The 26235-nt window shown below is 69.2% G+C and carries 20 protein-coding genes and 2 pseudogenes; 7 read left to right on the plus strand and 15 right to left on the minus strand.

Annotated elements, in window-relative coordinates:
- Window positions 1-271: 271 nt before the first annotated feature.
- Together GA0070618_RS26785 and GA0070618_RS26790 are read right to left on the minus strand one after the other, a co-directional pair.
- Complete coding sequence (locus tag GA0070618_RS26785) at window positions 272-2419, minus strand: 3-hydroxyacyl-CoA dehydrogenase NAD-binding domain-containing protein (protein ID WP_088984092.1); 2148 nt, start codon at window positions 2417-2419, stop codon at window positions 272-274.
- Between the two features lie 10 nt (window positions 2420-2429).
- Window positions 2430-3644, minus strand: coding sequence for an acetyl-CoA C-acetyltransferase (locus GA0070618_RS26790; RefSeq protein WP_088984093.1), 1215 nt, complete (start codon window positions 3642-3644; stop codon window positions 2430-2432).
- A 175-nt stretch (window positions 3645-3819) separates the two neighbouring features.
- Between GA0070618_RS26790 and GA0070618_RS35260 the strand changes: the two genes are divergently transcribed.
- Both GA0070618_RS35260 and GA0070618_RS26800 read left to right on the plus strand, forming a co-directional pair.
- On the plus strand, window positions 3820-5016 hold the full coding sequence (locus GA0070618_RS35260) for a TetR/AcrR family transcriptional regulator (protein ID WP_088984094.1): 1197 nt from the start codon (window positions 3820-3822) through the stop codon (window positions 5014-5016).
- A 141-nt stretch (window positions 5017-5157) separates the two neighbouring features.
- Entirely contained in the window at window positions 5158-6321 is a 1164-nt protein-coding gene (locus GA0070618_RS26800) for a TetR/AcrR family transcriptional regulator (protein ID WP_170107823.1), read from the plus strand.
- 15 nt (window positions 6322-6336) lie between these two features.
- On the opposite strand, the gene GA0070618_RS26805 is transcribed toward GA0070618_RS26800, so the two are convergent.
- From GA0070618_RS26805 to GA0070618_RS26815, 3 genes are all read right to left on the minus strand, one after another.
- Complete coding sequence (locus GA0070618_RS26805) at window positions 6337-7494, minus strand: oxygenase MpaB family protein (RefSeq protein WP_231931470.1); 1158 nt, start codon at window positions 7492-7494, stop codon at window positions 6337-6339.
- A gap of 262 nt (window positions 7495-7756) precedes the next feature.
- The gene (locus GA0070618_RS26810; RefSeq protein WP_197701652.1) at window positions 7757-8851 is read right to left on the minus strand and encodes an NAD(P)-dependent alcohol dehydrogenase; all 1095 of its coding nucleotides are present in this window, start codon (window positions 8849-8851) and stop codon (window positions 7757-7759) included.
- A 25-nt stretch (window positions 8852-8876) separates the two neighbouring features.
- Complete coding sequence (locus GA0070618_RS26815) at window positions 8877-9347, minus strand: DUF4334 domain-containing protein (protein ID WP_088984097.1); 471 nt, start codon at window positions 9345-9347, stop codon at window positions 8877-8879.
- A 96-nt stretch (window positions 9348-9443) separates the two neighbouring features.
- Here GA0070618_RS26815 and GA0070618_RS26820 point away from each other — a divergent pair, with 96 nt between their 5' ends.
- Complete coding sequence (locus GA0070618_RS26820) at window positions 9444-10373, plus strand: oxygenase MpaB family protein (protein WP_088985872.1); 930 nt, start codon at window positions 9444-9446, stop codon at window positions 10371-10373.
- A gap of 39 nt (window positions 10374-10412) precedes the next feature.
- On the opposite strand, the gene GA0070618_RS26825 is transcribed toward GA0070618_RS26820, so the two are convergent.
- From GA0070618_RS26825 to GA0070618_RS26840, 4 genes are all read right to left on the minus strand, one after another.
- Window positions 10413-12263, minus strand: a complete 1851-nt coding sequence (locus tag GA0070618_RS26825; protein WP_088984098.1) for an AMP-dependent synthetase/ligase — start codon at window positions 12261-12263, stop codon at window positions 10413-10415.
- Window positions 12264-12655: 392 nt separating this feature from the next.
- On the minus strand, window positions 12656-13417 hold the full coding sequence (locus GA0070618_RS26830; RefSeq protein ID WP_088984099.1) for an SDR family NAD(P)-dependent oxidoreductase: 762 nt from the start codon (window positions 13415-13417) through the stop codon (window positions 12656-12658).
- 29 nt (window positions 13418-13446) lie between these two features.
- Window positions 13447-14595 carry a phosphotransferase family protein gene (locus tag GA0070618_RS26835; RefSeq protein ID WP_088984100.1) on the minus strand — a complete coding sequence of 383 codons (1149 nt, stop codon included), beginning with the start codon at window positions 14593-14595 and terminating at the stop codon, window positions 13447-13449.
- Window positions 14588-15772 carry an acyl-CoA dehydrogenase family protein gene (locus tag GA0070618_RS26840; RefSeq protein WP_211296296.1) on the minus strand — a complete coding sequence of 395 codons (1185 nt, stop codon included), beginning with the start codon at window positions 15770-15772 and terminating at the stop codon, window positions 14588-14590. The genes GA0070618_RS26835 and GA0070618_RS26840 overlap by 8 nt, the downstream gene beginning before the upstream one ends.
- 427 nt (window positions 15773-16199) lie before the next feature.
- Between GA0070618_RS26840 and GA0070618_RS26845 the strand changes: the two genes are divergently transcribed.
- Together GA0070618_RS26845 and GA0070618_RS26850 are read left to right on the plus strand one after the other, a co-directional pair.
- Window positions 16200-17423, plus strand: a complete 1224-nt coding sequence (locus GA0070618_RS26845) for an oxygenase MpaB family protein (RefSeq protein ID WP_088984102.1) — start codon at window positions 16200-16202, stop codon at window positions 17421-17423.
- Window positions 17424-17606: 183 nt separating this feature from the next.
- A complete protein-coding gene (locus tag GA0070618_RS26850) occupies window positions 17607-18257 on the plus strand; it encodes a molybdopterin cofactor-binding domain-containing protein (protein WP_197701653.1) in 651 nt (216 codons plus the stop codon).
- Here GA0070618_RS26850 and GA0070618_RS35595 read toward each other — a convergent pair.
- From GA0070618_RS35595 to GA0070618_RS26870, 5 genes and pseudogenes are all read right to left on the minus strand, one after another.
- Window positions 18229-18432 (minus strand): annotated as a pseudogene (locus GA0070618_RS35595) (SAM-dependent methyltransferase); the annotation flags it as partial. The gene GA0070618_RS26850 and the pseudogene GA0070618_RS35595 sit on opposite strands and share 29 nt — an antisense overlap.
- 362 nt (window positions 18433-18794) lie before the next feature.
- A complete protein-coding gene (locus GA0070618_RS26855) occupies window positions 18795-20333 on the minus strand; it encodes an FAD-dependent oxidoreductase (protein WP_088984103.1) in 1539 nt (512 codons plus the stop codon).
- A 16-nt stretch (window positions 20334-20349) separates the two neighbouring features.
- On the minus strand, window positions 20350-21666 hold the full coding sequence (locus GA0070618_RS26860; protein WP_088984104.1) for an ABC transporter substrate-binding protein: 1317 nt from the start codon (window positions 21664-21666) through the stop codon (window positions 20350-20352).
- A gap of 30 nt (window positions 21667-21696) precedes the next feature.
- Window positions 21697-22644, minus strand: a complete 948-nt coding sequence (locus GA0070618_RS26865) for a carbohydrate ABC transporter permease (RefSeq protein WP_088984105.1) — start codon at window positions 22642-22644, stop codon at window positions 21697-21699.
- Window positions 22637-23458, minus strand: coding sequence for a carbohydrate ABC transporter permease (locus GA0070618_RS26870; RefSeq protein ID WP_157749020.1), 822 nt, complete (start codon window positions 23456-23458; stop codon window positions 22637-22639). The genes GA0070618_RS26865 and GA0070618_RS26870 overlap by 8 nt, the downstream gene beginning before the upstream one ends.
- 372 nt (window positions 23459-23830) lie before the next feature.
- Between GA0070618_RS26870 and GA0070618_RS26875 the strand changes: the two genes are divergently transcribed.
- Window positions 23831-24964: a LacI family DNA-binding transcriptional regulator gene (locus GA0070618_RS26875; RefSeq protein WP_088984107.1), complete on the plus strand. Its 1134-nt coding sequence runs from the start codon at window positions 23831-23833 to the stop codon at window positions 24962-24964.
- A gap of 63 nt (window positions 24965-25027) precedes the next feature.
- Window positions 25028-25228, plus strand: a pseudogene (locus GA0070618_RS34940) (transposase); the annotation flags it as partial.
- Window positions 25229-25689: 461 nt separating this feature from the next.
- Here GA0070618_RS34940 and GA0070618_RS26885 read toward each other — a convergent pair.
- Window positions 25690-26166 (minus strand): NUDIX hydrolase, encoded by a 477-nt coding sequence (locus GA0070618_RS26885; RefSeq protein WP_088984109.1) that lies wholly within the window; start codon window positions 26164-26166, stop codon window positions 25690-25692.
- Window positions 26167-26235 lie beyond the last annotated feature (69 nt).

The following is a 26235-nucleotide window of genomic DNA, read 5'->3' on the forward strand; positions in this document are numbered from 1 at the left end:
CGCATGCCGGGTCGTGCTCACCGGTCCGGCCCTCTTCCAGGCGCTCGAGGGCGCCGCCGCCCTCTCCTCCCACATGGCACCCGGACCGACCGGTCACTCGCCGCTGTGGCACGCCATCGGCTACCCCGGCCCGCTCCGGCCTTCAGCGCGGCAGGATCTGGGAACGCGGCGAGGGCTCCTTTCCGGCGTCGTTGGGCGTCAACTTGATGATCTCGGTCGAGGCCATCGCGTACATGAACGCCCAACGTCTCGCGGCCGGACTCTGACGACCCTATTCGAACCGCTCGCCCCGGTCGGCCATGGCCACCAGCAGCGGGGGCGGGTCGAACCGGTCACCGTAGCGCTCCGCGAGCACCCGCGCGCGGGCGACGAAGCCCGGCAATCCGCCCTCGTACTGGTTGATGTACTGCAGGACGCCGCCGGTCCAGCTCGGGTAGCCGATGCCCAGGATCGAACCGACGTTGGCGTCGACCACCGAGACCAGCACGCCCTCTTCGAGGCACCGCACCGACTCGATCGCCTCGATGAAGAGCATCCGCTCTTTGAGGTCCTCGAAGGGCGTGTCGAGGTTCGTACCGCCGAAGGTGTCCCGGAGGCCCGGCCAGAGGCCGACCCGCTTGCCGTCGCGGTAGTCGTAGAAGCCCGCGCCACCCGAGCGTCCGGGCCGGCCACAGTCGTCGATCATCCGGTCGATGACCGCGTCGGCGGCGTGCGGCTGCCAGGTGCCGCCAGCGGCGACCGTCGCCGCGGCCGTCTCCTGCCGGATCTTGCGGGGCAGGGTGAGGGTGAGCTCGTCCATCAGCGCGAGCACCGGTGCAGGGTAGCCGGCCTGGCTGCTGGCCTGCTCGATCGTGGCCGCCGGGATCCCCTCGGCCAGCATCGCCACGCCCTCGTTGGTGAACGTCCCGATGACCCGGCTGGTGAAGAAGCCACGGCTGTCGTTGACGACGATGGGCGTCTTGCGCAGCCGACGTACGACGCCCAGGGCCCGTCGCAGCGTGGCCTCGTCGGTCCGCGCGCCCCGGATCACCTCGACCAGCGGCATCTTGTCCACCGGCGAGAAGAAGTGCAGCCCGATGAACTCCTCCGGCGTGCTGACGCCCTCGGCGAGCATGGTGATGGGCAGGGTGGACGTGTTGGAGGCGATGAGCGCGCCCGGCGCGACCTGCTCGATCTCGGCGTACACCTTGTGCTTGAGCGCGGGATCCTCGAAGACCGCCTCGATGGCGAGGTCGACGCCGGCGAGGTCGGCGAGGTCCCCGGTCGCCTGGATCCGGGCCAGGATCGCGTCGCGCTGGTCAGGGGTGGACACGCCCCGGGCGACGGCCTTGTCGAGCAGGCCCGCCGAGTACGCCTTGCCCCGCAGCGCCCCCTCGACGGTCACGTCCTTGAGTACGACCTGCATGCCGGCGCGGGCACACACGTAGGCGATGGCGGCGCCCATCATGCCGGCGCCGATGACGGCCACCCGCTCCAGTGGCGGGTGGCCGTCACCGATGTCCCGCGAGTTGGCGGTCTGCACGTCGAAGAAGAGCGCTTTGATCATGTTCTTGGCGATCTGACCGGTGGCCAGCTCGGTGAAGTACCGCCCCTCGATGGTGAAGGCGGTGTCCAGGTCGACCTGCGCGCCTTCGACGGCGGCGGCGAGGATGTTGACCGGGGCGGGGTAGGGCGCACCCTTGAGCTGCTTGCGCAGCATGGCGGGCATGGCCGGTAGCTGGCCGGCGAGCGCCGGGCTGGACGGGGTGCCGCCGGGAATCCGGTAGCTCTCGCGGTCGGAGGGCTGTGCCGCGTCGGGGTTGGCGGCGATCCAGGCGCGGGCGGCGTCCATCATGCCGGCCTCGTCGGTGGCGATCTCGTCGACCAGCCCGTGTGCGAGGGCGTCCTGCGGTCGGCGCCGCTGGCCACGTAGCAGCCAGTTGACCAGTGCGTCGGCCACACCCAGCAGCCGAACGGTGCGTACCACTCCCCCGCAACCCGGCAGCAGGCCGAGGGTGACCTCGGGAAAGCCGATCTCGATGGCCGGGTCGTCGAGCACGATGCGGTGGTGACAGCCCAGCGCGAGTTCCAGTCCGCCACCGAGGGCCGATCCGTTGATGGCGGCCACGACCGGACGACCGAGTGTCTCCAGCCGGCGGACGGTGTTCTTGAGCAGACGCGTGTCGGCCTCGGACGCCTCGGCGTCGGCCGGCGTCAGCCGCAGCAGGGCGTCCAGGTCGCCGCCAGCGAAGAACGTCTTCTTGGCCGAGGTGACGATCACGCCGGCGATCTGGCCGCGCTCGGCCTCGAGCCGATCCACGGTCGCCGTGAGGCTCGCACCGAACTCGGCGTTCATCACGTTCGCCGAACGCCCGGGGTGGTCGAGGGTGAGCAGGACGACGCCATCGTCGCCGTACTCCCACCGGATGGTGTTGACCATTCGTGACTCCTCAGATTCGTTCGATGACGGTCGCGATGCCCATGCCGCCGCCGGCGCAGAGCGTGGCGAGCCCGTAGCGACCACCGCGTCGCTCCAACTCGTCGACGAGCGTGCCGAGGATCATGGCTCCGGTCGCCCCCAGCGGGTGTCCCATCGCGATCGCGCCGCCGTTGACGTTGACGATGTCCATGCTCAGGCCCAGGTCGGCCACGAACCGCAGGACCACGGCCGCGAACGCCTCGTTGATCTCCACCAGGTCGAGGTCCTCGACGCCGAGGCCGGCCTTGGCCAGTGCCTTGCGCGCGGCCGGGGCCGGGCCGGTGAGCATGATCGTCGGATCGGCGCCGCTGATCGCGGTGGCGACGACGCGGGCTCGTGGGGTGATACCGGCGGCCGCGCCGACCGCCTCGCTGCCGACGGCCACCAACGAGGCGCCGTCGACGATGCCGGACGAGTTGCCCGCCGTGTGGACGTGGTTGATCCGCTCGATCCAGTGGTACTTCTGAAGCGCGACCGCGTCGAATCCGGCCTGCTCTCCGATGCCCGAGAACGAGGGACGGAGCGCGGCGAGGCCCTCGGCGGTCGAGTCCAGCCGGATGTGCTCGTCGCGGTCGAGAACGGTCAGTCCGTTGCGGTCCCGCACGGGTACCACCGAGCGGTTGAAGTAGCCGTTGGCCCACGCCTTCGCGGCCCGGGCCTGCGACTGCAGCGCGTAGCCGTCGACCGCGTCGCGGTCATAGCCCCCGATGGTCGCGATGAGGTCCGCGCTGATGCCCTGCGGCACGAAGCCGGTGATGAAGTTGGTCTCCGGATCCAACGCCCACGCTCCGCCGTCGGACCCCATCGGGATCCGGGACATCGATTCGACGCCGCCGGCGAGGACGAGATCCTCCCAGCCCGAACGCACCTTCTGCGCGGCGGTGTTCACCGCCTCCAGGCCCGAGGCGCAGAAGCGGTTGAGCTGGACGCCGGCCACCGTGTCGGGCAGGCCGGCGGCGACGGCAGCCGTCTTGGCGATGACGGCGCCCTGGTCACCCAGCGGGGACACCACCCCGAGCACGATGTCGTCGATCAGTGCCGGATCCAGACCGGGCATCCGCCGCAGGGTCTCCTCGATCAGACCGGTGACGAGCGAAACCGGCTTAACCCCGTGCAGCGATCCGCTCGGCTTCCCTCGGCCGCGCGGTGTGCGCAGCGCGTCGTAGATGAACGCCTCGGTCGTCATGGCCAAGCTCCTCGCTGCTCGTCCGATGCGAATCTCGCCTAACTTTCGGGCAGTCCACGGTCGCTTGTCAAGGAGCCTCCACACGAAGCATGCTGACCGACTGCCTCCGCTCGCGGTGCGCGAGAAGACCGGTGGTCACCGCCGACCTCTCGCGATGTGGCGCTAACGTGTAGGGGTGAGACCGGCAGCGAGCGACACGGGCCCCGTAGCGACGAAGCGGCCGAAAGACCGCAAGGACCGCATCGCGCTGGCGGGTGCGGAGCTGTTCTGCGAGCGGGGCTACCACCGGGTCTCCGTCGACGAGATCGCCGCCGTCGTCGGCATCAGCGGCCCGGCGGTGTACCGGCACTTCCCGAACAAGTACGCGATCCTCGTGCACGCCACCCGGGAGGTCGTCGGCGTTCTGCTCGCCGCGACCGCCGCCCCGCAGTCGAGCACCACCGAGGGTGTCCTCGACGAGCTGCTGAACGCCGTCGCCGGAGTCACCGTGAGCAAACGGCGCGTCGCCGGGCTGTACCAGTGGGAGGGCCGCTACCTCACCCCCGAGCATCGGCGGGAGTTCGCCGTGACCCTGGCCACGCTGGTCGGCCGCCTTGCCGGGCCCCTACGCGCGCTTCGGCCCGAGCTGACTGCCGGGCAGGCGGAACTACTGGTCGAGGCGGCGCTCAGCGCCTTCGGCAGCGTGGCCACCTACCGCGCGGCGGCCACCGGCACCGGCACCGAACAGCTGCTCAACCGGGTCGCCTGGACCCTGCTGCGAGCCGACGCGCCACAGTTGCCGCCACCGCAGCGTGCCACGCCGGGCACCGCGCCGGTGCGCCCGGCGTCGCGTCGTGAACTGCTGTTGATCGAGGCGATCCGCCTGTTCCACCGCCACGGCTACCACGCCGTCGCCGTCGAGGACATCGGGCGCGCGGCCGGCATGCAGGCATCCAGCGTCTACCGGTACTTTCCCGGCAAGGCCGACCTGCTCGCGGCCGCCTACTACCGGGCCACCGAACTGCTCACCGGGGCCACCAGCGCGGCGATCGCCGAGGCGAGCGACCCGGCCGACGCGCTGCGCCGGGTCGTGCAGGCCTACGTCGCCTACGCGTTCGGCCAGAGCGACCTCGTCGCGGTCTACCTGGCGGAGAACAACAACCTGCCCGACAAGGACCGCCACCAGTTGCGCGGGGCGCAGCGCCGGCACGTCGAGGAATGGGTGCGACTCGTCAACGCGGTACGACCGGACCTGCCGGTCGCCGACGCCCGGGTGCTCGTGCACGCCGCACTCAACGTCGTCACCGACATGGGCCGGCTCGGCCGCTTCGACCGCACCGAGGGCTACGACGCCCAGACGGCCCGCCTGGCCCTCGCGGTGCTGCACGCCTGACCACCACGGGCCGACCGCCTCGTCCCGACTACCGTCGATCCCGACCGCGCGCACTCCCCCACGACGTCGAGGGCTCGGATGGCGCTGTGATTGACTAGCACGTATGTTCCTGTGTCCGCCCACACCTGATCGATCGATCCGGTGACCACCGGGTCGACCGCGGCCACCCGACCCCGCAACCGCAAGCAGGTCATCGTCGAAGCGGCCGGCCAGGTGTTCAGTGAGCGCGGCTACCACGCGGCGTCCATGGAGGAGATCGCCGCCGTCGTCGGTACCAGCGCGGCAGCACTGTACCGGCACTTCCCGAACAAGTACGCGCTGTTCGCCGAGTGCGCCAACGTCATCGTGGACAAGCTCGTCGCCGTGGTCGACGAGTGGCCGCCCGAGGCGGCCCTGACGGACGTGCTCGTCGCCCTCACCCGGGTCACGGTCACGCACCGCGCGTCCGGCGGCCTCTACCGGTGGGAGGCCCGCTACCTCCAACGCGAGGACCGCCGGCTGCTCCGGACCAAGTTCGCGCACGTGGTGGGTCGGGTCACCGAGTTGGTGCGGCGCGAGTACCCGCGACCCGACGAGAGCCTGCGGGCGGTGGCGGCGCTCGGAGCGATCGGCTCCATCACGTCGCATCGCACCTCGATCGCGCAACGCCGGATCGAGGAGCTGTTGCTGGCCTCCGCCCTGGGCGTGGTCACCTCGGACCCGGCGGCGGCAGCGGGCAGCGCGCGCCTGGTCGAACTGCCCGCCCAGCCCGTGCCGCGCACCCGGCGCGCGGAGATCCTGACCGCGGCCATCCCGTTGTTCGCGCGGGACGGGTTCGCCAACGTCACGAACGCGCAGATCGCTCAGGCCGTCGGGCTGGCCCCGTCCGCGATCTATCGCCACTACCCCGGCAAGGTCGACATCCTGGTGGCCGCCTGCCTACAGGCGGCGGGACTGCTGGCCCAGGCGGTGGACCGGAGCCTCCGTCAGGCGACCGATCCGCGTCAGGCCGTGGTCGCGCTGGCAGCGGCGTACGTCGCCTACTGTTTCGAACACAACGCCCTCAACAGCGTGGCCGAGGCCGAGGTCGCCGGTCTTCCGCCCGAGCTGCAGCGCCCGGTGATCCTCGCCCAACGTGAGCACATCGCCGTCTGGGAGCAACAGTTGCGGAGGGTCCGGCCGGAGCTGGACTCACGACAGACCCGCCTGCTGGTCCACGCGGGGTTCGGCGTGGTGGTCGAGGCCGGACGCGCCCTGCGCTGGCAGGACGCGCCCGGCCACCGGGACGCCGTGACCGCCCTGGTCACCGGTGCCCTGACCCTGTGAGCAGGGGCTCCCTGCTCAGGAGCCGGGCCGGTTCTGGGTGGGGATGGTGATGGGGGTGTGGCTCGGCGAGGTGCCGTTGTTGAGGAACAGCATCGCCAGGCCGCGGATGAACCTGTCGAACATGGAGAAGGTGTCCGGCATGATCGGCGACAGCCCCTCGCGGAACATGATGTACGTCGGCCAACCGGCCTCGATCACGCCCCGCGAGATGAAGTCACGCGGCAACTTCAGCCAGTTGCCGATCTCGTCGCTGAGCAGGTAGCGCGCGAACTCGCGTTGGAACCCCTTGGTGATGCCCAGGTCGACCGACGAGGTCAGGTTCAACAGGATGTCGGCCAGGTCGATGCCCTCCCGCGTCGGCGCGAGCAGCGGTGTCAGCGCGTACTCCGACTGCTCGTACGCGGCAGCCCAGGTGGCGGGAATGAACTCGTCCCGTACGCCCAGCAGATGCAGCGCGACCTGCCACATGTGCAGGTAGGCCTCCTCCTCCGCAGCCGAGATCCGGAGGCCGTACCGACGCCACTCCACCAGCTTGCGGTGCACGTAGGTGCCCAGGCTGTGGAAGGTGATCAGGATGTCGCCGTTGCTGATCGGAATCGGGTGGTCCGTGACTCCCCGCCACGCTGCTGACTGCGGCAGCAGGTGCCGCACGGCGGCATGCGTCAGGCGGGTCTTGGTGGAGGTGGTGATGAACTTGCCGGTCGGCTTGAAGGCGTCGACCGGGTTCATGTCGTAGCCGTACGTGAAGGTCTTGGCCGCGCGCGCCTTCATGTCGGCGCCGCCCTCGGACCAGTAGACGTTGCGGGCCTCCCGCGGGATCACCGTGCTCATGATTCCGCTGCCGAGGCCGTACAGCAGGAACAGGTACATGCTCATTCGCTTGTTGAACTGGGCGGCACGGTCCAGTTTGGCCTGGTCGGCCCAGGACGGCAGCTTGTTGAACCTGTTGAGGTAGGTGGTGAGCGCGGGGGGCAGGCCGCTCGGCACCGGGTCGCCGTTCCTGATGAACGAGTTGAACGCGGCGTTGACGGCCGGAACCTGGCCGTTGTCGAGCAGTGCGGCGACGAGCGGGTCGGTGTCGTCATCCCACACGTCCCACGGATCGGTGACCGTGTTGGTCCCGGCGATCGAGTTGGCGGACGACCACGCCCAGGCCTTGGGGGTCTCCGTCACGGCCACCAAACCCAGCGCGGCACCGAGGGTCAAGACGCTTCTTCTGCTGAGATTCTCCATTCGCACCACTTCCCGGTCGGCCAGATATCGCCCTGAACACCAGCTTGCGGAGGTGCTACAGGCAGGTTTCGAGCGATCCGAGCATGTGATTTTCTATTAACATAGAGGAGCTTGAACCGGCCTGCAAGAGGGCAACTTCGATGCGACGCCACCTTGACCGGCTCCGGGCTAGAGGTGCGGGCCCGGGCAACCGGGGCCGCCCTCAGCCGAAGGTGAGGACGGGCTTGATCGCCGTGCCGTCGCGCATGCCGGCCACGGCGTCACCGATGTTCTCGAAGGGGAAGGTGGCGATGATCCGGTCCAGCGGGAAGAGGCCGCGCTGGTGCAGGTCGACCAGTTCGGGAATGAAGCGCGCCGGGTCCGCGTCGCCCTCGATCACGCCGTGGACCCGGATCCCCTTGCCGAGCAGGCTCATGACGTCGAATGCGACCGTGCTGCCGATGCCGACGAGGGCGAGGTCGCCCCGGGGACGTAGCGCGGTGACGGCCTGCCGGAGCATCTCCGGTCGGCTGGTGGTGTCCACGATGTGGTGTGCGCCGGCGCCGGTGAGGTCGAGCACGGTGGCGCCGAGGTCGTCGGCCGCGCTCGGATCAAGGGCTGCCGTGGCGCCGAGCTCGGTGGCCAGGGCGCGTCGCGAGGCGACCGGCTCGATGACGATGACAGGGTCGCAGCCCAGGACGACCGCGGCCATCAGCGCGCTGAGTCCGACCCCGCCGGCGCCGATGACGACCAGGGAACTTCCCGGCTCGGGACGCAGACGGTGGATCACCGTACCCGCCCCCGTCTGCACACCGCAGCCCAACGGCGCGGCGACGACGGCCGGCAGGTCGGCGGGAACCCGGATGGCGTTGCGCTCATGGGCGAGCGCGAAGGTGGCGAAGCTGGACTGGCCGAAGAACGCGCCGTGTACGGGGGCACCGTCGCGGGACAGCGGGGTGGTGCCGTCGCCGCGACCGCCGGAGATGTTCAAGGTCTGCTGGAAGTGGCAGTAGGCCGGGTGGCCGGCCGCGCACTGCTCACAACGACCGCAGCTGTGGAAGGTCAGGCAGACGTGGTCGCCCGGCGCGAGACCGGTCACGTCCGCGCCGACCGCCTCGACCACACCGGCCCCCTCGTGCCCGAAGACCATGGGAGTGCGCCACCGGGGCCAGCTCGCCTGCATGCTGAGGTCGGTGTGGCAGAGGCCGGCCGCGGCGATCCTGACCAGCACCTCGTGCGGCCGTGGGGCTTCGAGATCCACGGCCTGGATGACGAACGGTCCGCCCGGGGTTTCGGTGACGGCTGCCCGGATCCGCATGATCAACTCCTTTCTGGAGTCGAGCTCAGCCGACGCGATCGAGAAGGAAGTAGAAGAAGGGGCCGTCGGCGGGAACGTTCTTGCCGTTCATGATCCCCATCAGCGTGCTCTCGTCGACTCGCTTGAAGTGGTCGAAGACCGGCTGACCGTCGTAGACCATCGTCGCGGTCGACTCGCCACGGAACTCGACGGTCCACAGGCTGGCCTCGCCCTTGCCGAGCACGATGTTGGAGTACAGCTCGCCGTTGTCGTCCTGGCAGATCAGGGGCTTGACGTCCTTGACGGTGACGAAGCTCTTGCCGTACCACCCCACCTGGTCGAGTCGCCCGTTGACCGGGTGCCCCGTGTCGAACCCGCTGCCCTTCCACTCGCCGAGGATCTCTTCGGGACGGACCGTGTCCAACGCGGCCCAGATCTCGTCGAGTTCGGCGGCCGACACCGGGCCGTCCTGTCGGCGCAGCTCGGAGAACCGGGCTCGGGCTCTGCTCGCATTCATGATGGCTTCCTCTCTCCGTACGTGCGACTTCAGGCACCCCACCTGGCCCTTGACACGGGCCGCGCCGTCACCAAGTCTGGTGGCGAGGTGGTCACGATGGCCGGTGGCGGCCGGTACCGCTGGTTGCGTCGTATCGAGGCACTCGATCCGGTACGTGACCATCACGAGATCTACCGGATCTCGGCCGGATACGAGTTTCCCTTCGACTACCAGCGGGCGCTGGAACTCGCGCTGCTCCGCACGTACTGCGTGCCGAGCATCTCGGCGCTGCTCGACGCGACCGGCGAGTTCCGACTGCGGACGCAGCAGCGGTACGACGACACCGCGTTGCTGATGGCGGAGATCGCAGAGCACGGATACGACTCGCCGCGCGGCAGGCAGGCGTTGAGAGTCGTCAACCGGGCGCACCGTCGGTACGCGATCTCCAACGACGACATGCGCTACGTGTTGTCCACGTTCGTGTACGAGCCCGTCGACTGGCTGGATCGGTTCGGCTGGCGTCGGCTGCACGAGCACGAGCGACTGGCCGCGTTCCACTACTACCGGGCCGTCGGCGCGCGGATGGACGTCCGCGACGTGCCGGACGACTACGACGCGTTCCGGGACTTCAAGCGCGAGTACGAGCGTGCCTCCTTCCGCTTCGCCCCGACCAATCAGCGGATCGGCGCCTACACCCTGGACCTGTTCGGCTCGTGGTACCCGGGGCCGCTGCGCCGCGCCGCGCGGCTCGGCGTGCTCGCGTTGCTTCCCGCCGAGGTACGCGCCGCCTTCGGATTCCCGGCCGCGCCGCGCTGGCTCTCCGCAGTGGTCGAGGGCGGATTGCGCACCCGGGCGGCGGTGGTGCGGCTGATGCCGCCGCGCACCACGAGCCGGTTGACCCACGCGCCGCAGAACCGCACCTACCCCGGCTACCCCCGGGGGTACCAACCCGCCGATCTGGGGTCGCCGCCACCGCCGCCCGACCTCGACCCGACATGGTTGGCCCGCCCGGTACCGCCACCGGCCGCCGGGCCGGAGCCTGACTGACCGCCAGGAGAGCCCTGGAAGGCTCAGGACACCGACCCGTCAGGCCGCTCCTGCCGACGGGTAGAGAGCGTTGATGCTGTCGTGGTAACGGTCGACGATGACGCGGCGCCGCAGCTTCAGGGTAGGGGTCAGCTCACCCGATTCCGGCGTCCAGGCCAACGGCAGTACCTCGAAGGTCTTGACCTGCTCGGGTCGGGCGAGCTTGGCGTTGGCAGCGTCGACGGCGGCCTGGATCTCGGCGAGCAGCAGCGGATCCGAGGCCAGGCCGGGCAGCTGCGCGTCGCTGATGCCGCGCGCCCGCGCCCACAGGGGCGCGACCTCGTCATCCAGCACGATCAGCGCCGTGACGTACGGCCGCCGATCGCCGATCGCGACCGCCTGACCGATGAGCGGATGCGCCCGAAGCAGCCCCTCGATGTGCGCCGGCGAGATGTTCTTGCCGCTCGAGGTGATGATGAGTTCCTTCTTGCGGTCGGTGATGCTGAGGAAGCCGTCCTCGTCGATCGTGCCGACGTCGCCGGTGGCCAGCCAGCCGTCGGCGTCGACGACCGGCTCGATGCTGCCGTCGCCGCGCAGGTACCCGGAGCAGACCAACGGCCCGCGCACGAGGATCTCACCGTCGTCGGCGAGGCGCACCTGCATGCCGGCGTTGGGCCGACCGACGGTCCCGGTGCGGAAACGCTCCGGGGTGTTGATGGTGGCGGTACCGGTGGTCTCGGTCATACCCCACACCTCCAGCACGTCGACACCGAGCCCGGCGAGGAACCGCAGGACGTCGACCGGGATCGGAGCGGCGCCGCTGCCGGCCCAGACCATGTTCTGCAGGCCCAGCGTGGACTGGAGCGGTCGCAGTACCGTGGCTTCGGCCTGCGCCACCCGGGCAGCCAACTCTTCGGGCACAGCCTGGCCCGCCGCGCGCAGCTCGTACGCCTCGAGGGCCACGGCGCTCGCGGCGCTGAAGGCGGCCCGTACGGCCGGTTCCGCGGTGGCCAGCTGGGCCTCGACGCCGGCGGCCATCTTCTCCCAGATCCGTGGCACCCCGAAGAACGAGGGCGGACCGATCGCGCGTAGGGCCCTGATGAGCTGGGTGGGGTCGGGGCAGATGGTTACGTGACCGGCCCGGTAGATGGGGTTGTAGATGCCCAGGATCCGCTCGGCGATGTGGGCCAGCGGCAGGTAGGCCACCGACGGCGCGTGATCGGGGACGGACACGGTGGCCTCGAGGACCACGGCCTGATAGATCACGTTGTGGTGGCTGAGCACGACGCCCTTCGGGTCACCGGTCGTCCCCGACGTGTACAGCAACGTCACCGGCTGCTCGGGTCGGATCGCGCGCCAGCGCCGCTCGAAGGCGTCCGGCTCGGCCTGGTGTGCGGCCTGGCCGATGGCACGCACCTGTGACAGTGGCACGGTCTTCGGGGTCAGATCGTCGGGTTCGGCCGCGTCGACCAGCACGATCCGACGCAGGTGGGGCAGGTCCGGCAGGATCGAGCGCCAGCGGGCCAGCTCGGTGGCGCCTTCCAGCACCAACACCTGGGCGCCGCTGTGCAGCGCCAGGTACCGCAGCTGGTCGGTGCTCAGCGTCGGGTAGACCGTGGAGGGCACCGCACCCAGGTGGGTTGCGGCGAGATCCACCAGCCAGTGTTCCGGCCGGCTCGACATCATGATCAGCATGTGGCCACCCGGCTGCAGGCCGATCTCGGCCAGTCCGCCGGACAACTCGGCAACCTCGTCGCGCAGCTCGGCCCACGTGCGGGTGTCGTCGCGGTCGAGCGTGGTCAGCGCCGGCAGGTCGGCGAACTCGGTGGCGTTGCGGTGCAGGAGAGCGGGGACGGTCAGGTCAGCAGCCGTCTTGGCGCATCGGTCGGCAAGGGTGTCGGCAGGGTCCATGGGTTACTCCTTCGACCGTAACCAGGCCTGGTGGTGGTGAGGCCGGTGTACCCCTCATCGTGGTGGTGTCGAGGGTGCCGCAGCCTCTGACAGCACTGTAAACGAGGGCTAACTTTCTGGGAAGAAGCGATTGGGATCAGGTGCTCAGTCGAGCCGGAGGGTCGACCGGGTAGCGAACGCTGACTAACCAGTCATGGTCGGGGCGCGGCCGCCGTGGCCGCGCCCCGTGCCGGGTGCCCTGGAGAACGGACGGTCGGCCGCCCATCACGATCGTGGCGCCGACGACCTCGCTGATCACATCGCCGGTCGCCGTGGCGCCGAACGGCCGAGGCTGCCTCAGGCGATGCGCCGGGCCGCGATTGCGCTGACCGGGGCCGATGGACCGCTGGTTGTCACTGCGCGGTCCAACCACCGTCCACGTGCAGAACGCTGCCGGTGACATAGCTGGCCGCGTCCGACGCGAGGAACGCGACCGCGCCGACAACCTCGTGCGGCAGGCCGAACCGGCCCATCGGGATCCGCTCGCGCAGCCGTTTCGACCACTGGTCGTGGCTGCGTAGTCCTTCCGTCATCGGCGTCTCCAGGTAACCGGGCGCCACCGCGTTCACCCGGACACCGGCAGCCGCCCACTCCAACGCCAGCGTCCGGGTGAGCTGCTCGACCCCGCCCTTGCTGGCGCTGTAGGCGGCCAGTCGCGGCAAGCCGACCTGACCGTGCACCGAGGACATGTTGACGATACTGCCCGCGCCCTGCTCGATCATGAACGCGCCGGCGGCGCGGGCGCAGACGAACACCCCGGACAGGTTGGTGTCGATCACCTGTTGCCAGTCCGCGACGCTCACCTGCTCGCTGCGGTGCAGCGCCGGACTGATCCCGGCGTTGTTCACCAGGACGTCCAGCCGACCCCAGCGCTGTCGGGCCAACGTCACGACGGCATCGGCGGTGGCCTCGTCGGTGACGTCACCGGCGACGACGTCCGCGGTGCCACCGTTGGCCACGATCCTGTCCCGCACCGCCAGTAGCGCGTCCCGCCGGCGTGACTGGAGGATCACGGACGCGCCGGCCTCCGCCAGTCCTTCGGCGATCGCCGCTCCCACGCCCTGGCCGGCGCCCGTCACCCAGGCGACCTTGCCCTGAAGTAGTCCCTTGAACATGTGTCGGATTCCTCTCGGTGGAGGTCTCGTCACGAACCCAGCGCCGCGACGCCCTGCCCGTCGGCGACCCGCAGGCCCATCTCCACGAGCGCCGCCGCTGCCCCGGCCATGTCCGCCGCGTCCGATCCCATGTGCTTGCCCTGAAGATGGCGGAAGTAGATCGATTCCATGATGACCGCGAGTTTGAGGCAGGTGAGAGCCAGGCACACGTCGAGGTGGTCGCGGTCGACTGGGCGGATGGCGGTGTAGGCGCGCAGAACGGCTGCGCGATCACCGAAACCCGGCCGGTCCGTCACGCCGAGAGCCACCGGAACGTGCCGCCGTAGGGTGTCACCGGGCTCGGTCCAGTAGACGAGCAGGAGCGCGACGTCGCACACCGGATCGCCGCGGGTGGCCATCTCCCAGTCCAGCACCGCGCGTACGCGTGCGGTGTCCGGCGCGAGGATGAGGTTGTCCAGGCGGTAGTCGCCGTGCACGAGCGCCCAGGCCCGGTCGGCGAACGCGTCCGTGCGTGCGGCCAACCAGCGCCCGAGCCGGTCGAACCCCGGCAGGTCACGCACCTTGGTCCGCTCCCACTGCGCGGTCCACAGCGCGGCCTGCCGGCTCAGGTAGCCGGCCGGCTGACCGAACGTCTCCAGACCGGTGCCGGTGAGGTCCGCGTCGTGCAGCGTCGCCAGCGTCCGGACGAGGACATCGGTGATCACCGCCGCGCGTTCCACGGAGAGACCGGCGCAGTCGGCCGCCGAGGACAGCACGACGCCGTCGACGTGCTCCATGACGAGGAAGGGTGTGCCGATGACGGACCGGTCCTCGCAGAGCAGGTACGGCCGGGCGCTCGGCACCGCCGTCGGTTCGAGGCCGCGTAGCACGCGATACTCGCGCGCCATGTCGTGCGCTTTGGGCATCACGTGGCCGAGTGGCGGACGACGCAGCACCCAGGAGCCGGCGCCCTGGCTGATCCGGTACGTGAGGTTGCTCCGGCCGCCGGCGAGAAGCTCGGCGTGCCACGGCGCGACCGGATCGGCGTCGGGCAGCCGCTCACCGAGGTAGGTCGCCAGCCGGTCGAGTGACAGGCCCGGCGGATCCACGCCGACGCTCGCGGGTGCCGGCCCGATCTTGGTGCCGGACTCCGTGTGGAGCGGGCCGTCGCCCACCGGACCGCGGCCCTCGTCAGCCATGCGTCGTTCCGCCGGTCCGGGTGGCCTCGTACCGCCGGACAGCGCGGCGGGCCACCGACCAGCGATGCACCTCGGACGCGCCGTCGTAGATGCGGAACGGGCGCACCTCGGCGAGGAACCGCGCCAGCGGCAGGTCGTGGGAGACACCCTGCCCGCCGCACAACTGCACCGAGCGATCGACGATGCGCCCGACGGCCTCGGAGACGAACGTCTTGGCGATCGATGTCTCGTGGTTCGCGCGTCCACGCTCGTCGAGTGTCGCGGCGGTGGTACGGATCAGCGACCGGGACGCCGCGATGTCGATCTCGTTGTCGGCGATGAGGTGCTGCGCCAGGCCGAGATCGGCGAGCCGGCTACCGAACAGTTCCCGCTTGACGACGTAGCCGAGCATGATCTCGTGAGCGCGGCGGGCAACACCGAGCCAGCGCATGCAGTGCGTGAGGCGAGCGGGCCCGAGCCGGACCTGGGCATTGGCGAAGCCACGGTCGACCTCACCCAGCACGGCGGACGACGGCACCCGGCAACGGTCGAACACCACCTCGCAGTGACCGCCGGTGAATCCGGCATCGATGGTCGGGATGTGTCGGCCGACCGAGAGACCGGGAGTGCCCGCGTCGACGAGGAACATCGTCGCGGCGTCGGCACCCGTGCCTGCCATCACGATGAAGAAGGCGGCACCGTCGGCGCCGGTGATGAACCACTTCCGGCCATCGATCAACCAGTCGCCGCCGTCACGCACCGCCCTCGTGGTGAGCGTGCCGGGGTCCGATCCGGCACCCGGTGCCGGCTCGGTCATCGCGAACGCCGAACGAGCGTCGCCAGCGGCCAGTGGTCGGAGGTACCGCTCGCGTTGCGCAGGCGTGGCGACGTGTTCCAGTAGCGTCATGTTGCCCTCGTCGGGCGCTGCGCAGTTCATGACGAGCGGGCCGAGCAGACTCCGGCCGGACTCTTCGAGCACGTCGGCCTGTTCGCGCATCGACAATCCCAGACCGCCGTACTCGGTGGGTGCCGACGGGGCGAACACGCCGGCGGCTCGGGCGGCCCCGCGAAGCCGCGCGAGGAGTTCGCGGTCGGTCTCGATCTCGTGTTCGACGGGAATCACCTGATGGTCGACGAAGCTTGTCACCCGTTTCGTCAGGTCCTCCGGGACTTCGCCGGGCGTCGCGTTCGTACTCACCCTGTGCCTCCTGTTCGCTCGAGTAGCGTCACGCGGCGCCCGGTGGTCGAGTGAGGAACCGACCAGCTGACCAGTTCTCCGCCGTACGGCGTCGACCGGACGCTCGAGCATGGTGCCAGCGTTCGGGAATTCCTATTTTCGAGAATGCCAATCAACGGTTTCCGGTTGGCGATCCACCGTGCCGTGGCCGCCCTGCCTGCCGGCAGCGGCCGGCTCAGGTGGGCTCGTCGGGTGGGCTCGTCGGGTGACGCGGAGTGCGCTGGTGCGGTAGATGGGTGGTCTCGGTGTCCGGGTGTTCCAGCTAAACAAACATAGATCACTGTCACGATCGGCCTTGTGACCGTCGACACAAGTGTGCTCTCATGTGAAACACGGGCGCAACATGCGTTTCACCGTATCAGTAGCCCTCGACTCCGAGGAGTGCACCGTGGAACCACTCAGCAGACGCAACATGTTGAAGGCTGGTGGGGCGTTAGGCGCGCTCGGCGCGTTGAGCATCGCCGCGCCGGCGCAGGCCAAGTCGACGTGGACCTGGTCCCCCTCGGGCTCGGTGGCGGGTGCCGGAGCGGGCGTCGACCCGCGGCTGGTGTGGGACGACGAGGCCGACCCGCTGGTCGCCTCGCTGCTCGACCGGGGCGAGGCGCCCCTGGTCAACCAGTTGCTACGGACCTGGACCAGGAACGGTCAGCCGTTGCCGGACGGGCTGCCGGGGGACGTGCGCCAGTTCATCGAGCGCGCCCGCCAACTGCCGTCATGGGTCGACCAGGGCAAGCTGACCACCGCGGTGCAGTTCAACGAGAAGCGGGGGCTCTACCTTGGCGTGCTGTACGGACTGGCCAGCGGCATGATGAGCACGGTCATCCCACAGGAGGCCCGTGCCGTCTACTACTCCGAGGGCGGCGCGGACATGAAGGACCGCATCGCCAAGACGGCCAAGCTCGGGTACGACATCGGGACGGCGAACGCCTACCAGCCCAACGGTTCGATGATCGTGACCGCCGTCAAGACCCGACTGGCCCACGCCGGCGTGCGGCACCTCCTGCCGCAGTCGCCGAGGTGGGTGGGTGCCGCCCCCGAGGACATCCCGATCAGCCAGCGGGACATGATGATCACCTGGCACAGCCTGCCGACCACGGTCATGCGGGAGCTGAACTCCTGGAGGGTTCCGATCCCCACCCGCGAGTCGGACGCTTTCCTCCACCTGTGGCAGGTGGCCGCTCACATGCTGGGCATCAAGGACGAGTACATCCCCGCGTCGTGGAGTGAGGCCAACTCCCAGGCCACCCAGGTCCTCGACCCCATCCTGGCGCCGACGCCCGAGGGCATCGCGCTGGCGGACATCCTGCTCGGCCTCGGCAAGGAGATCGACGGCGGAATCCTGAGCAAACCCATCCTCGGCTCGTTCACGCGATTCCTGCTCGGTGACCAGATCGCCAACTGGCTCAAGATCCCCCGGGACCTGCTCTGGGACACCCTGTTGCAGACATCCTGGGGGCCGTTCATCGCCGTCCGGGAGGCCCTGCTTCCGCTTCCGCTCGCGCCGGAGTGCTTCTGGCTCTTCGACGAGTTCCTGCGCAAGTTGGCCCTGCTCTTCCTGTCCGAGGGGCAGCAGATCAACATCGAGATCCCGCTCGGCAACCGTCCTTCCTGACACGCGACAGCCCCTCTGATCCGGAACATCACCGCCGAGGGCGCGGACCGGCCCCGCGTCCTCGGTCCTCTCCGCGCACCGCCCGCAGCACCGCGACTCAGCTCACGGTGCTGCCGCCGACCACACCACAGGCCACGACACCACGATCGAGTTCCCCCGACGAACCGTCCCGAGTGAGCCACCATGGTCGAACCCAGTTCCCGGCGACACTTCTCCGGGTACGTGCTGGCCGCCCCGATCCTCGTGACCGCCGCCGAACTGGCGGCCTCCACCACGACCGCCGGGCCACCGTCGTCAGACGGGACGGAGCTGCTCGGCCTCAACGACATCATGACCGCGGCGGCACTGCCGACATCGGGACTGATCTCGGTCGAGGTCAGCCAGGACGGGACCGTGTCGTTCACGTTGCCCCGAACCAGGCTGGGACAGGGCGCCTCCACCTCGACCGCCACGCTGATCGCCGAGGAACTGTCCGTACCGAGGGGACGGGTCCGGGTCACGCTGATCGACGCGTGGCCGGAACACGTGTCCCACCAGGGGACCGCCGGACCAGACACGACCATGTCGACCTACGCTCCCCTCCGGGTCGCCGCGGCCGTAGCCCGTCAGCGGCTGTTGGAAGCTGCGTCGGCCGCCTTCGGCTCGCCCGTCGTCGACCTGCGGCTGAAGGCCGGCGTCATCACCGATGGCGACGGCCGGAGCCTCGACATCGGCGCCCTCGCCACGAAGGCTGCCAGCGCGAGCACCGTCGCGGTGGTGGTGGAACTCGCCCCTCGGGAAGGCTGCACCGTCGTCGGCTGTCCCGCTACCGGGTCGACGCGCGGGAGGCGGTGACCGGGCGCATCCGGGTCACCGAGCCGGTGGAGGCCTGCTCGGCTGTCACTGTCGGGCGGGTGCCTGGATCCCGTTCTCGCCGGGTTGACACAGGAACTCTACGGGCCAACTTGTCCTTGCCGCCCAGGTAATAGTCGTAGATCCGGGCGATGCTGGGCCGGGTGGTGTCGACACCGGACGCAGGAGCTTTGCTTCCAGATCGCCTTCGAGGGCCGGCTCACCCCAGGCAACCACTGACCAGCACAACAACCAAAGATCAGCCGTCACTTGACACTTCCCGTCAGCGAGGTACGGCAGATCCTGAGACAGAGCCGTTCGTCTTTCAGTCCCGAGCCGGCAGCGAAGGCCACGACATCACCAACGCGGGGGTGACCAGCATGCCGGACGGGCATTGCCCTCGTGGCCGGACAAAGACAGGGGGCCGCAGTAGGGAAGCTGGGCCAGCTGCCGCAGCAGTGGCACCGGACCACCGACCACGGCCACCACCGCCGGCCTGGGCCGCATCGCTCGCGGCCCGGACCGGCGGCACGGCGGGGCCTACAACCGAGGAGCGGTGCCGGTGAAGGCGCCCGCGTCGGCCAGGTACTGGGGCGAGATCCGTCCCTCGGCCAGCGCCTGCCGGACCGCCTCGACGGCCGCCTCTCGCTGCTGCTGGACCTGCTCGGGGTCACGGCGCAGTGAGGCACGCTGGGCGACCAGCGCCGCCTGCAACCGCGGCACGTCGACCTTGCGCGGCTCCACCCCGTCGAGTGCCGCGAGTGCGGCGGCAGTACCGGCCGCCTGACCGATGCCCATCACGCCACCCTGGGTCCGGAAGGAGCCGTGCGCCTCGTGGGTGGCCGAAATGGCGCGTCCGGCGATGACCAGGCCGTCCAGCCGACGCGGCACCAGGCAGCGGTACGGAATGTCGTACGAGTCGTCGAGGTCGCTCCAGGTGCCCTGGTCCTTGTCCGCGCCGTAGCCCTCCTTGCCCTTGAGATTGTGGATGTCGATCGGGAAGTAGCCGCGAGACACCACGTCGGGCACCTTGGTGCCACTCATCACCTCCTCGCCGGTGAGCACGTGCTCGCCGAGGATGTGCCGGCTCTCCCGGATCCCGATCTGCACGCCGGTGGCGATAAGTCGGGCGTCGGCGAAGCCGGGCACGTTCTTGACCAGGTACTCGCTGAGCGACATGACCTGGCGGCGTCCGTCGATTTCGCCGCGGGTGAGGCTCTCCGCGTCGGTACCGTCGACGCCGCTGATCCGGGTGCTGTTGAAGTGCAGCACGCCGGGATGGGTGGTGGTGAGGAAGAGGATGGTGTCCCGGCCGAGGTAGAGTTCACCGGAGTCCAGGCCCCGCCGGATCAGGGTTTTGAAGCCCTGGCCGACGAAGTGTTCCTGGGGAAGGTTGGCCGCGTACGGCTTGACGGCGACCAGTTCGGAGGCCCACTCGAATTCCTCCGGGTGGGCGTCCATGTAGTCCTTGACGGCGCGGGTGTCGACGCCGGCCATGTCGAACATCATCGTGCTGGGCTGGGCAGCCTTTTCGTCGCCGCCCCGGCCGAGCACGAACTCGGCCCCGGCCAGCGCCGCCACGTCGCCGTCGCCGGTGGCGTCGACGACGACCTTCGCGTGGTAGTCCAGGTTGCCCGATTTGTTGGTGACCGTGACACCGGTGACCTTGTCGCCGTCCTTGCATACCCCGCTGACGAACGAGTGGAACAGCGGCACGACGCCGGCCTTGAGGGCGAGCGTGAGGGCCGCCCATTTGTACGCTTCCCGGTCATAAAAGCACAGGTAGGCGCCACTGCCGTGCGGGTTGGTGGTACGCAGGTGACCGGTGCTGCCACCGATGGACATCATCCGCTCGACGAACTCCTGCGGAATGCCCCGCACGACCTGTTCGTCGCCGAAGTGGAACGGGGAGATGGGGCCGAGCGCTGCACTGGTCGGCATTCCGCCGAGGAAGCCGTACTTCTCCACCACGAGCGTACGGGCTCCCTGGCGGGCCGCCGCGATGGCAGCGATGAAGCCGGAGGGCCCGCCCCCGACGACGATCACGTCGTACGAGCGCTGCGGGTCGGGCTGGGGCATCCGGATAACCACCGGCTCACTTCCTCTTCTGGTTGTACTGGTTCTGGACCTCGGTCAGCCCGGCAGGGATGGGAGCGCCGTCGAAGACCATCTTCTGGGCGGCCTTGACCAGGTTGGTGCTGAGTTCGCTGTAGTCAGCGGGGTACAGGGACACCTTGCCGTCGCTGGCGAGGTAGTCGCGCCACTCCAGCAGTTCCTTGGCGTTCTGCGCCTGGGTGACCGCCGGTTGGTCGTAGACGTTGCGGAGCACCGGCAACACTCCGGCCGCGGCGAACTTGGCCTGCGACTCGGCGCTCAGGTAGTACCGGATGAAGGCCCACACCTGCTCGGGGTGCTCGGTGTTCGCGCCCATCGCGAGGGTCTGTCCGGCGACCGCGGTGGGCAGCCGGCGTCCGGCGGTCACTCCCGGAACGGGGGTGGTGACGAGGTTGTCGCCGACTCCGTCGGCGGTGCGGGTGGCGGCCACCCGGAAGCTGCCCGCGATAGCCATCGCCACGGTGCCGGCCTTGACGCCGTTGACCACCTCGTCGGCGCCCATAGTGAGCGCCTCCCGGCCGAAGGCCCCGGCGTCGGCGAACTTCTTGATCACCGACATGGCCTGGGCTCCGGCGTCACTGGCGAAGGTCGCCCTGCCGTCGGCACCGATGACCGCTCCCCCGTAGCCGGCGGTCAGCGGGTCGAACTTCTCCATGAAGTCGGCGCCGAGGGACTGCTCCGAGAGGCCGATCGCGAAGCCGGTGATCTTATTGCCGGAGGCTCTCCGGATTGCGGCGCCGGCGGCCACTGCCTCGTCGAGGGTGGTGGGCGGGGTGACACCGTACCGGTCGAGGAGGTCCTTGCGGTACCAGAACAACCAGACCCGCGACTCCCACGGCAGGGCCATCAGTTGGCCGTCGATTCTGGCGCTGTCGATCGGGAAGAGATAAGCGGATCCGGCCTGCGCCAGCCAGTCCTTGGCGAAGTCGTCGATCGGTTGGATGCTGCCGCCCTCGACGTGCTGGGCAAGCTGCGGGAGGTAGATGTTGACGATGTCCGGGCCACCGCCGGTGTTGGCCGCCCGGATCACCTCGCCGTCGATCTTGGCGTAGTTGATGCTGGTCACGGTGACCTTGGCGGCGCTTTGGCTGGCGTTAAATCCATCGATGATCTCTTGGAGCGCCTTGCCGCGCGGGTCGGTGCCGGTCGGGTCGAGGAAGGTCCAAAGCTGCAGTTCGGCGACTCCGTCACCGGAGCCGTTGCCGGAGCCGCACCCGACGAGGCCACCGGTGCCTGCGGCAGCGATGGTGGCGGCGCCCAGCGTCAACAGCCGTCGTCTGTCCAGCCGAATGGTCATTGTGGTCTCCAAGGGCTCGGGGCTGAGGGGTCAGCCCTTGCTGGCACCGGCCGACAGACCGGCCACCAGGCGACGTTCGAACAGGACGAATGCGATGATCATCGGCAGCAGGGTGACCATGACCGCGGCGGTCAACTGGCCCCAGACCGTGCCGTACTGAGTGAGGTAGGTGTAGAGGCCAACGGATATCAGCCGTAGGTCCGGATCGCTGACGAAGGTGCTGGCGATCAGGTAGTCGTTCCAGACGTAGACGAAGGTGATGATGGCGGCGGCACCGAGGCCGGGCTTGGCCAATGGCAGCACCAGTCGCAGGAAGGCGCCGGCCGCGGACATGCCATCGACCCGCCCAGCCTCCTCGATCTCGGGCGGGATCGACTCGAAGAAGCCGCGCAGGATCCACACGATGGTCGGCACCTGCCACGCCGAGTAGATCACGATCATGACCAGGTAGGTGTCGTAGACGCCGAGCTTGACAGCCAGGTAGTAGAGCGGCACCAGGACCGCGATGCCGGGGACCATCGAGGTCATCAGGATGAAGAAGAGCAGCCCAGCCTTTCCGCGGAACCGGTAACGTGCCGCCGAGTAAGCGGCCGGTACCGCGATGACCAGGGTGACCACGACCGTGACGACGCTGACGATCACGCTGTTGAGCAGGTTCAGTGGAATCTGGGAGTGGAACAGCACCGCTTCGTAGTTCGCCAGCGTGAAATGTTCCGGGATCCACCGCACTGGTGTGGCGAGCACGGTCGACTCCGGCTTGAGCGAGGTGCTCAGTCCCCACAACAGCGGCAGGACGGCGAACCCGGAGGCGGCCAACAGGCCGAGATAGATGCCGGCCCGCCGGATCCGACCCGGATGCCCGCTCGTACGGCTGAGCTGGCGGCCGGGCCGGCCAGCGGCATCCGGCGGTGCGGCGCCGCTCGACCGGGAGGCCTGGGCACTGGTGGAGGCTGCGGGATCGGTCAGGGTGTCAGGCATCGTTCTTCCCCTTGAGAACCCGGATGTACGCCACGCCGAAGACGATGTTGAAGACAAACAGCACAACGCTGTACGCAGCGCCAATACCGATCTTGAAGAACTGGAAGGACTGGAGGAACGCGTTGAGGCTCAGCACCTGCGTGCCGGAGAACGGGCCACCACCGGTGAGCGTGTAGACCAGCGTGACCATGTTGAAATAGAGCAGGGTCAACATGATCACGAGAATCAGCAGCGTCGACCGGATCGCCGGCACGACGACGAGGAAGAACGACTGGCGTGGGTTGCATCCGTCGACCCGGGACGCCTCGATCTGCTCCGCTGGAACGGTCTGCAGCGCGGCGAGGCAGAGGATCGTGGCGAGCGGGTAGCTGAGCCAGACATTCACCACAATCAGTGACGCCATCGATCCCCACGGCGACGACAGTGGGCCGTCGCCCCCGAAGAGGCTGTGCAGCGGACCGTACTGGCCGTTGAGCAGCCACTTCCAGAGCAGGGCCGCGACGGTCTGGGAGACGACCCACGGCAGCAGGATGACCACCCGGAACATCCGGACGAACCGCACCTGCTTGTTCAGCAACACCGCCAGCCCGAGCCCGAGCGGCACGGCCAGCACCAGCGAGACGACGACGTACACGAAGGTCCGGGCGATGTCGGCCCAGCCGGCCGGCCCCAGCACCGTGGTGAAGTTGTCCCAGCCGATGAACTCGACGACCCGCAGGGCCCGGGTCCGGTAGACACTGAGCCGAAGCGCGTAGGCGATCGGGAAGACCGAGACGAGCGCGACGAGCGCCACTGCCGGCAGGTACAGCGCCACCGGACCGAGTCGGCGCCGCCACACCGGGCCACGACCGGCGTGCGGGCCAGCGGCCGGCTGCCGGCGGCCCGTGCCGGTCGGCACGACCGTAGACGTGGAGCTCACCGGATGCCCGACCGGTGGGCCACGACGAGACCAGCGGCGGCAGGCGCGCGGACGCCGGCGGCGATCGGGAGCCAGCCGGGGACGGACGGCTGCGTGAGAATGATGACCACTGAGGAGTACCTCCTGAACCTGCGGTGGGGTACTATCTTGGAATCGATTTCAGGATGGTTTCGCAAGAGTTAACGCCCTGGCCGGGGCCATGTCAAGAGGCGATCCTGATCGTGTGAACCGGAGCTTCCGGGGCTCGATGAATCGGAGAGGTACCCGATGGCCAACATCTACGACGTGGCGAAGGCGGCCGGCGTCTCCCCCGCCACCGTCTCCCGGGTACTCAACGGCGGCAGCGTCAGCTCCGAACGTGCCGCTCGGGTCCGGGCCGCCTGCGAGGACCTGGGGTTCCGGCCCAATCGGGTGGCCCGTGGCCTGCGCCGACAGCGCAGCGACGTGCTTGCGCTGATCATCTCCGACATCGAGAACCCGTTCTTCACGGCGCTGGCCCGAGGCGTGGAGGACGTAGCCCGGGCAAGCAACCTCTCGGTCGTGCTGTGCAACGCCGACGACAACCCAGAGAAAGAAGCGGAGTACCTCGACGTCGCACTCGCCGAACACATGGCGGGCGTCATCATCTTCCCGGCGTCGCTCGCTGAAACCGATGTCACGGCCTTGCTCGACCGCGGCGTCCCGGTTGTCGCCGTCGACCGCTCCCCCGAGTCGGCGGCGATCGACACGGTCACCGCCGACGACGAGAACGGCGCGTACGTCGCCACCCGACACCTGCTAGACGAGGGATATCGTCGGGTCGCCTGCATCACCGGTCCCCGCGCCTCGTCGGCGGCGACGGAGCGGCTACGCGGCTTCCTTCGCGCCCACCGCGAGAGCGAGGCACCGCGACGGCGCCCCCGGGTGGCGTACGCCGACTTCCGGGTCCGTGGCGGCTACCAGGCGATGGGTGAACTGCTCGATCTCGCCGAGCCGCCGGACGCCGTGCTGACCACCAACAGCCTGATGGCGGCGGGCGCTCTGGAGGCGCTCTACGACCGCGACCTGCGACCGCCCGAGATCGGCGTGGCCACCTTCGGTGACACATTCTGGGCGCATCTGGTGCAGCCAGCCCTGACCACCGTTCACCAGCCGGCATACGAGATCGGCCAGGCCGCCGCCGAACTGCTGTTCAAGCGGCGGCACGCGCCCGACATCGAGCCGCAGCGGCTCGTCCTGCCGACCCGGCTACAGATCCGCAGCAGCTCCCGCCGCAGCGCGGAGGCACAGACGACACCGGCCACATCGGCCGGTAGACGGGCGACAACGGCACGGGTGGTAGGGGCCGAGCGCCCAGACGGTCCCGGCCGGGCGCGCGCGACCGGGCGCCATGACATCGATCAGTCCGTTCCGGTCACATGAAATCGATTCCTGCACTTGCACGCCTCAGAGCGCGTTTGGGATGTGGACGCGGCCACCCCGCTCCGGCACGTCTTCGCCGACTCCGGCTTCGCCAGCCGCCTGGTCGACTGGGCCCTCGACACGCTGCGCACCACCCTCGAGATCGTGCGCAAACCCGCCGACCAGCGAGGGTTCGTCGTGCACCCCAGACGGTGGGTCGTCGAACGGACCCTGGCCTGGCTCACCGCCCACCGTCGCCTCGCCCGCGACCACGAAACCCGCCCCGCCACCTCGAAGCCATGATCCGCTGGGCCGCCGTCGCCGGCATGCTCGCCCGCCTCACCCGAGGCCGAGCCGCCACCCGCCAACAACGCCGCACCCTCAACACCCCCCGCTGAGCCTCAACGCCTGCTGGTGGTGCCCGAGGTGAGCCGCGTCGGTGAGGGGCCGGAGCCGAACGCCATCGCGAACCCTCGGCCGCGCTCGACCAGCAGCGGCCGGGAAGTTGTTCGAGGAGGGTCCGTGAGGCGCGGAACGGGACTGTACAAATAAGCCGAACAGAGAACCGTCTCGTCTGTGCCTCCGGCCGTCATGGGGAGGGCTCCATGGCTGCTGAGCCTGGACGGGGATCGACGGCTCCCGTACCCGCACGCTCAGAGCCGCTCGGTGAGCTAGGAGTTGCCTTACGGCTGAAAGAGAGCCGAAGACAACTTCAGCTCGCTGACGAAAACTCACGAGCCGCCTGATCAGTCGAACAGGCGTCCGAGGAGAGCACCTTGGCCGGACTGCAGGACGTGCGCGGCCTCCAGCGGTACCCAGAAGCACTCGAACCGGGTCGGCTCCTGCTTGCCGTCGTGTTCCTCCTGGCTCGCCCACCGGTCAGGCGTAGGCCCGGTCAGTTTCAACTGGAAGATGTGACGATTCTGGATCTCGAACCGCAGCGGGCTGATGTCGTACTCAACCTCACCCAATTTCCGGACGGCCGCGAAGCCCGTCAGCCCGGTCTCTTCACGGGCCTCGCGTAGCGCCGCGTCCTCCGGCTGTTCACCGACGCGCACGCTGCCTCCGGGCACCTGGATCCCCACCTCTTCGTAGCTGTAATCGGTGTGGCGGAAGACGAGCAACCGCCCCTCGCGCACGATGTAACAGAGGACCTTGTCAACAACGGCTTTGCCTGAATATGGGACGACCCGACCAGCGTTCGCAGCCCTCGGCAGATACATGGATGGGATGCTACAAGCCATAGCGTCGTGGACACCACGAGCGGCTTCGCGCCCAACTCCAGAATCCAC

Source organism: Micromonospora echinospora, assembly GCF_900091495.1.
GTDB classification, from domain to species: Bacteria; Actinomycetota; Actinomycetes; order Mycobacteriales; family Micromonosporaceae; genus Micromonospora; species Micromonospora echinospora.

Coding starts and splice junctions, on each gene's coding strand:
- GA0070618_RS26785 (WP_088984092.1), bottom strand. CDS start 2,419: ATGGTCAACACCATCCGGTGGGAGTACGGCGACGATGGCGTCGTCCTG.
- GA0070618_RS26790 (WP_088984093.1), bottom strand. CDS start 3,644: ATGACGACCGAGGCGTTCATCTACGACGCGCTGCGCACACCGCGCGGC.
- GA0070618_RS26810 (WP_197701652.1), bottom strand. CDS start 8,851: ATGCGGATCCGGGCAGCCGTCACCGAAACCCCGGGCGGACCGTTCGTC.
- GA0070618_RS26815 (WP_088984097.1), bottom strand. CDS start 9,347: ATGAATGCGAGCAGAGCCCGAGCCCGGTTCTCCGAGCTGCGCCGACAG.
- GA0070618_RS26820 (WP_088985872.1), top strand. CDS start 9,444: ATGGCCGGTGGCGGCCGGTACCGCTGGTTGCGTCGTATCGAGGCACTC.
- GA0070618_RS26825 (WP_088984098.1), bottom strand. CDS start 12,263: ATGGACCCTGCCGACACCCTTGCCGACCGATGCGCCAAGACGGCTGCT.
- GA0070618_RS26830 (WP_088984099.1), bottom strand. CDS start 13,417: ATGTTCAAGGGACTACTTCAGGGCAAGGTCGCCTGGGTGACGGGCGCC.
- GA0070618_RS26835 (WP_088984100.1), bottom strand. CDS start 14,595: ATGGCTGACGAGGGCCGCGGTCCGGTGGGCGACGGCCCGCTCCACACG.
- GA0070618_RS26850 (WP_197701653.1), top strand. CDS start 17,607: ATGGTCGAACCCAGTTCCCGGCGACACTTCTCCGGGTACGTGCTGGCC.
- GA0070618_RS26855 (WP_088984103.1), bottom strand. CDS start 20,333: ATGCCCCAGCCCGACCCGCAGCGCTCGTACGACGTGATCGTCGTCGGG.
- GA0070618_RS26860 (WP_088984104.1), bottom strand. CDS start 21,666: ATGACCATTCGGCTGGACAGACGACGGCTGTTGACGCTGGGCGCCGCC.
- GA0070618_RS26865 (WP_088984105.1), bottom strand. CDS start 22,644: ATGCCTGACACCCTGACCGATCCCGCAGCCTCCACCAGTGCCCAGGCC.
- GA0070618_RS26875 (WP_088984107.1), top strand. CDS start 23,831: ATGGCCAACATCTACGACGTGGCGAAGGCGGCCGGCGTCTCCCCCGCC.
- GA0070618_RS26885 (WP_088984109.1), bottom strand. CDS start 26,166: ATGTATCTGCCGAGGGCTGCGAACGCTGGTCGGGTCGTCCCATATTCA.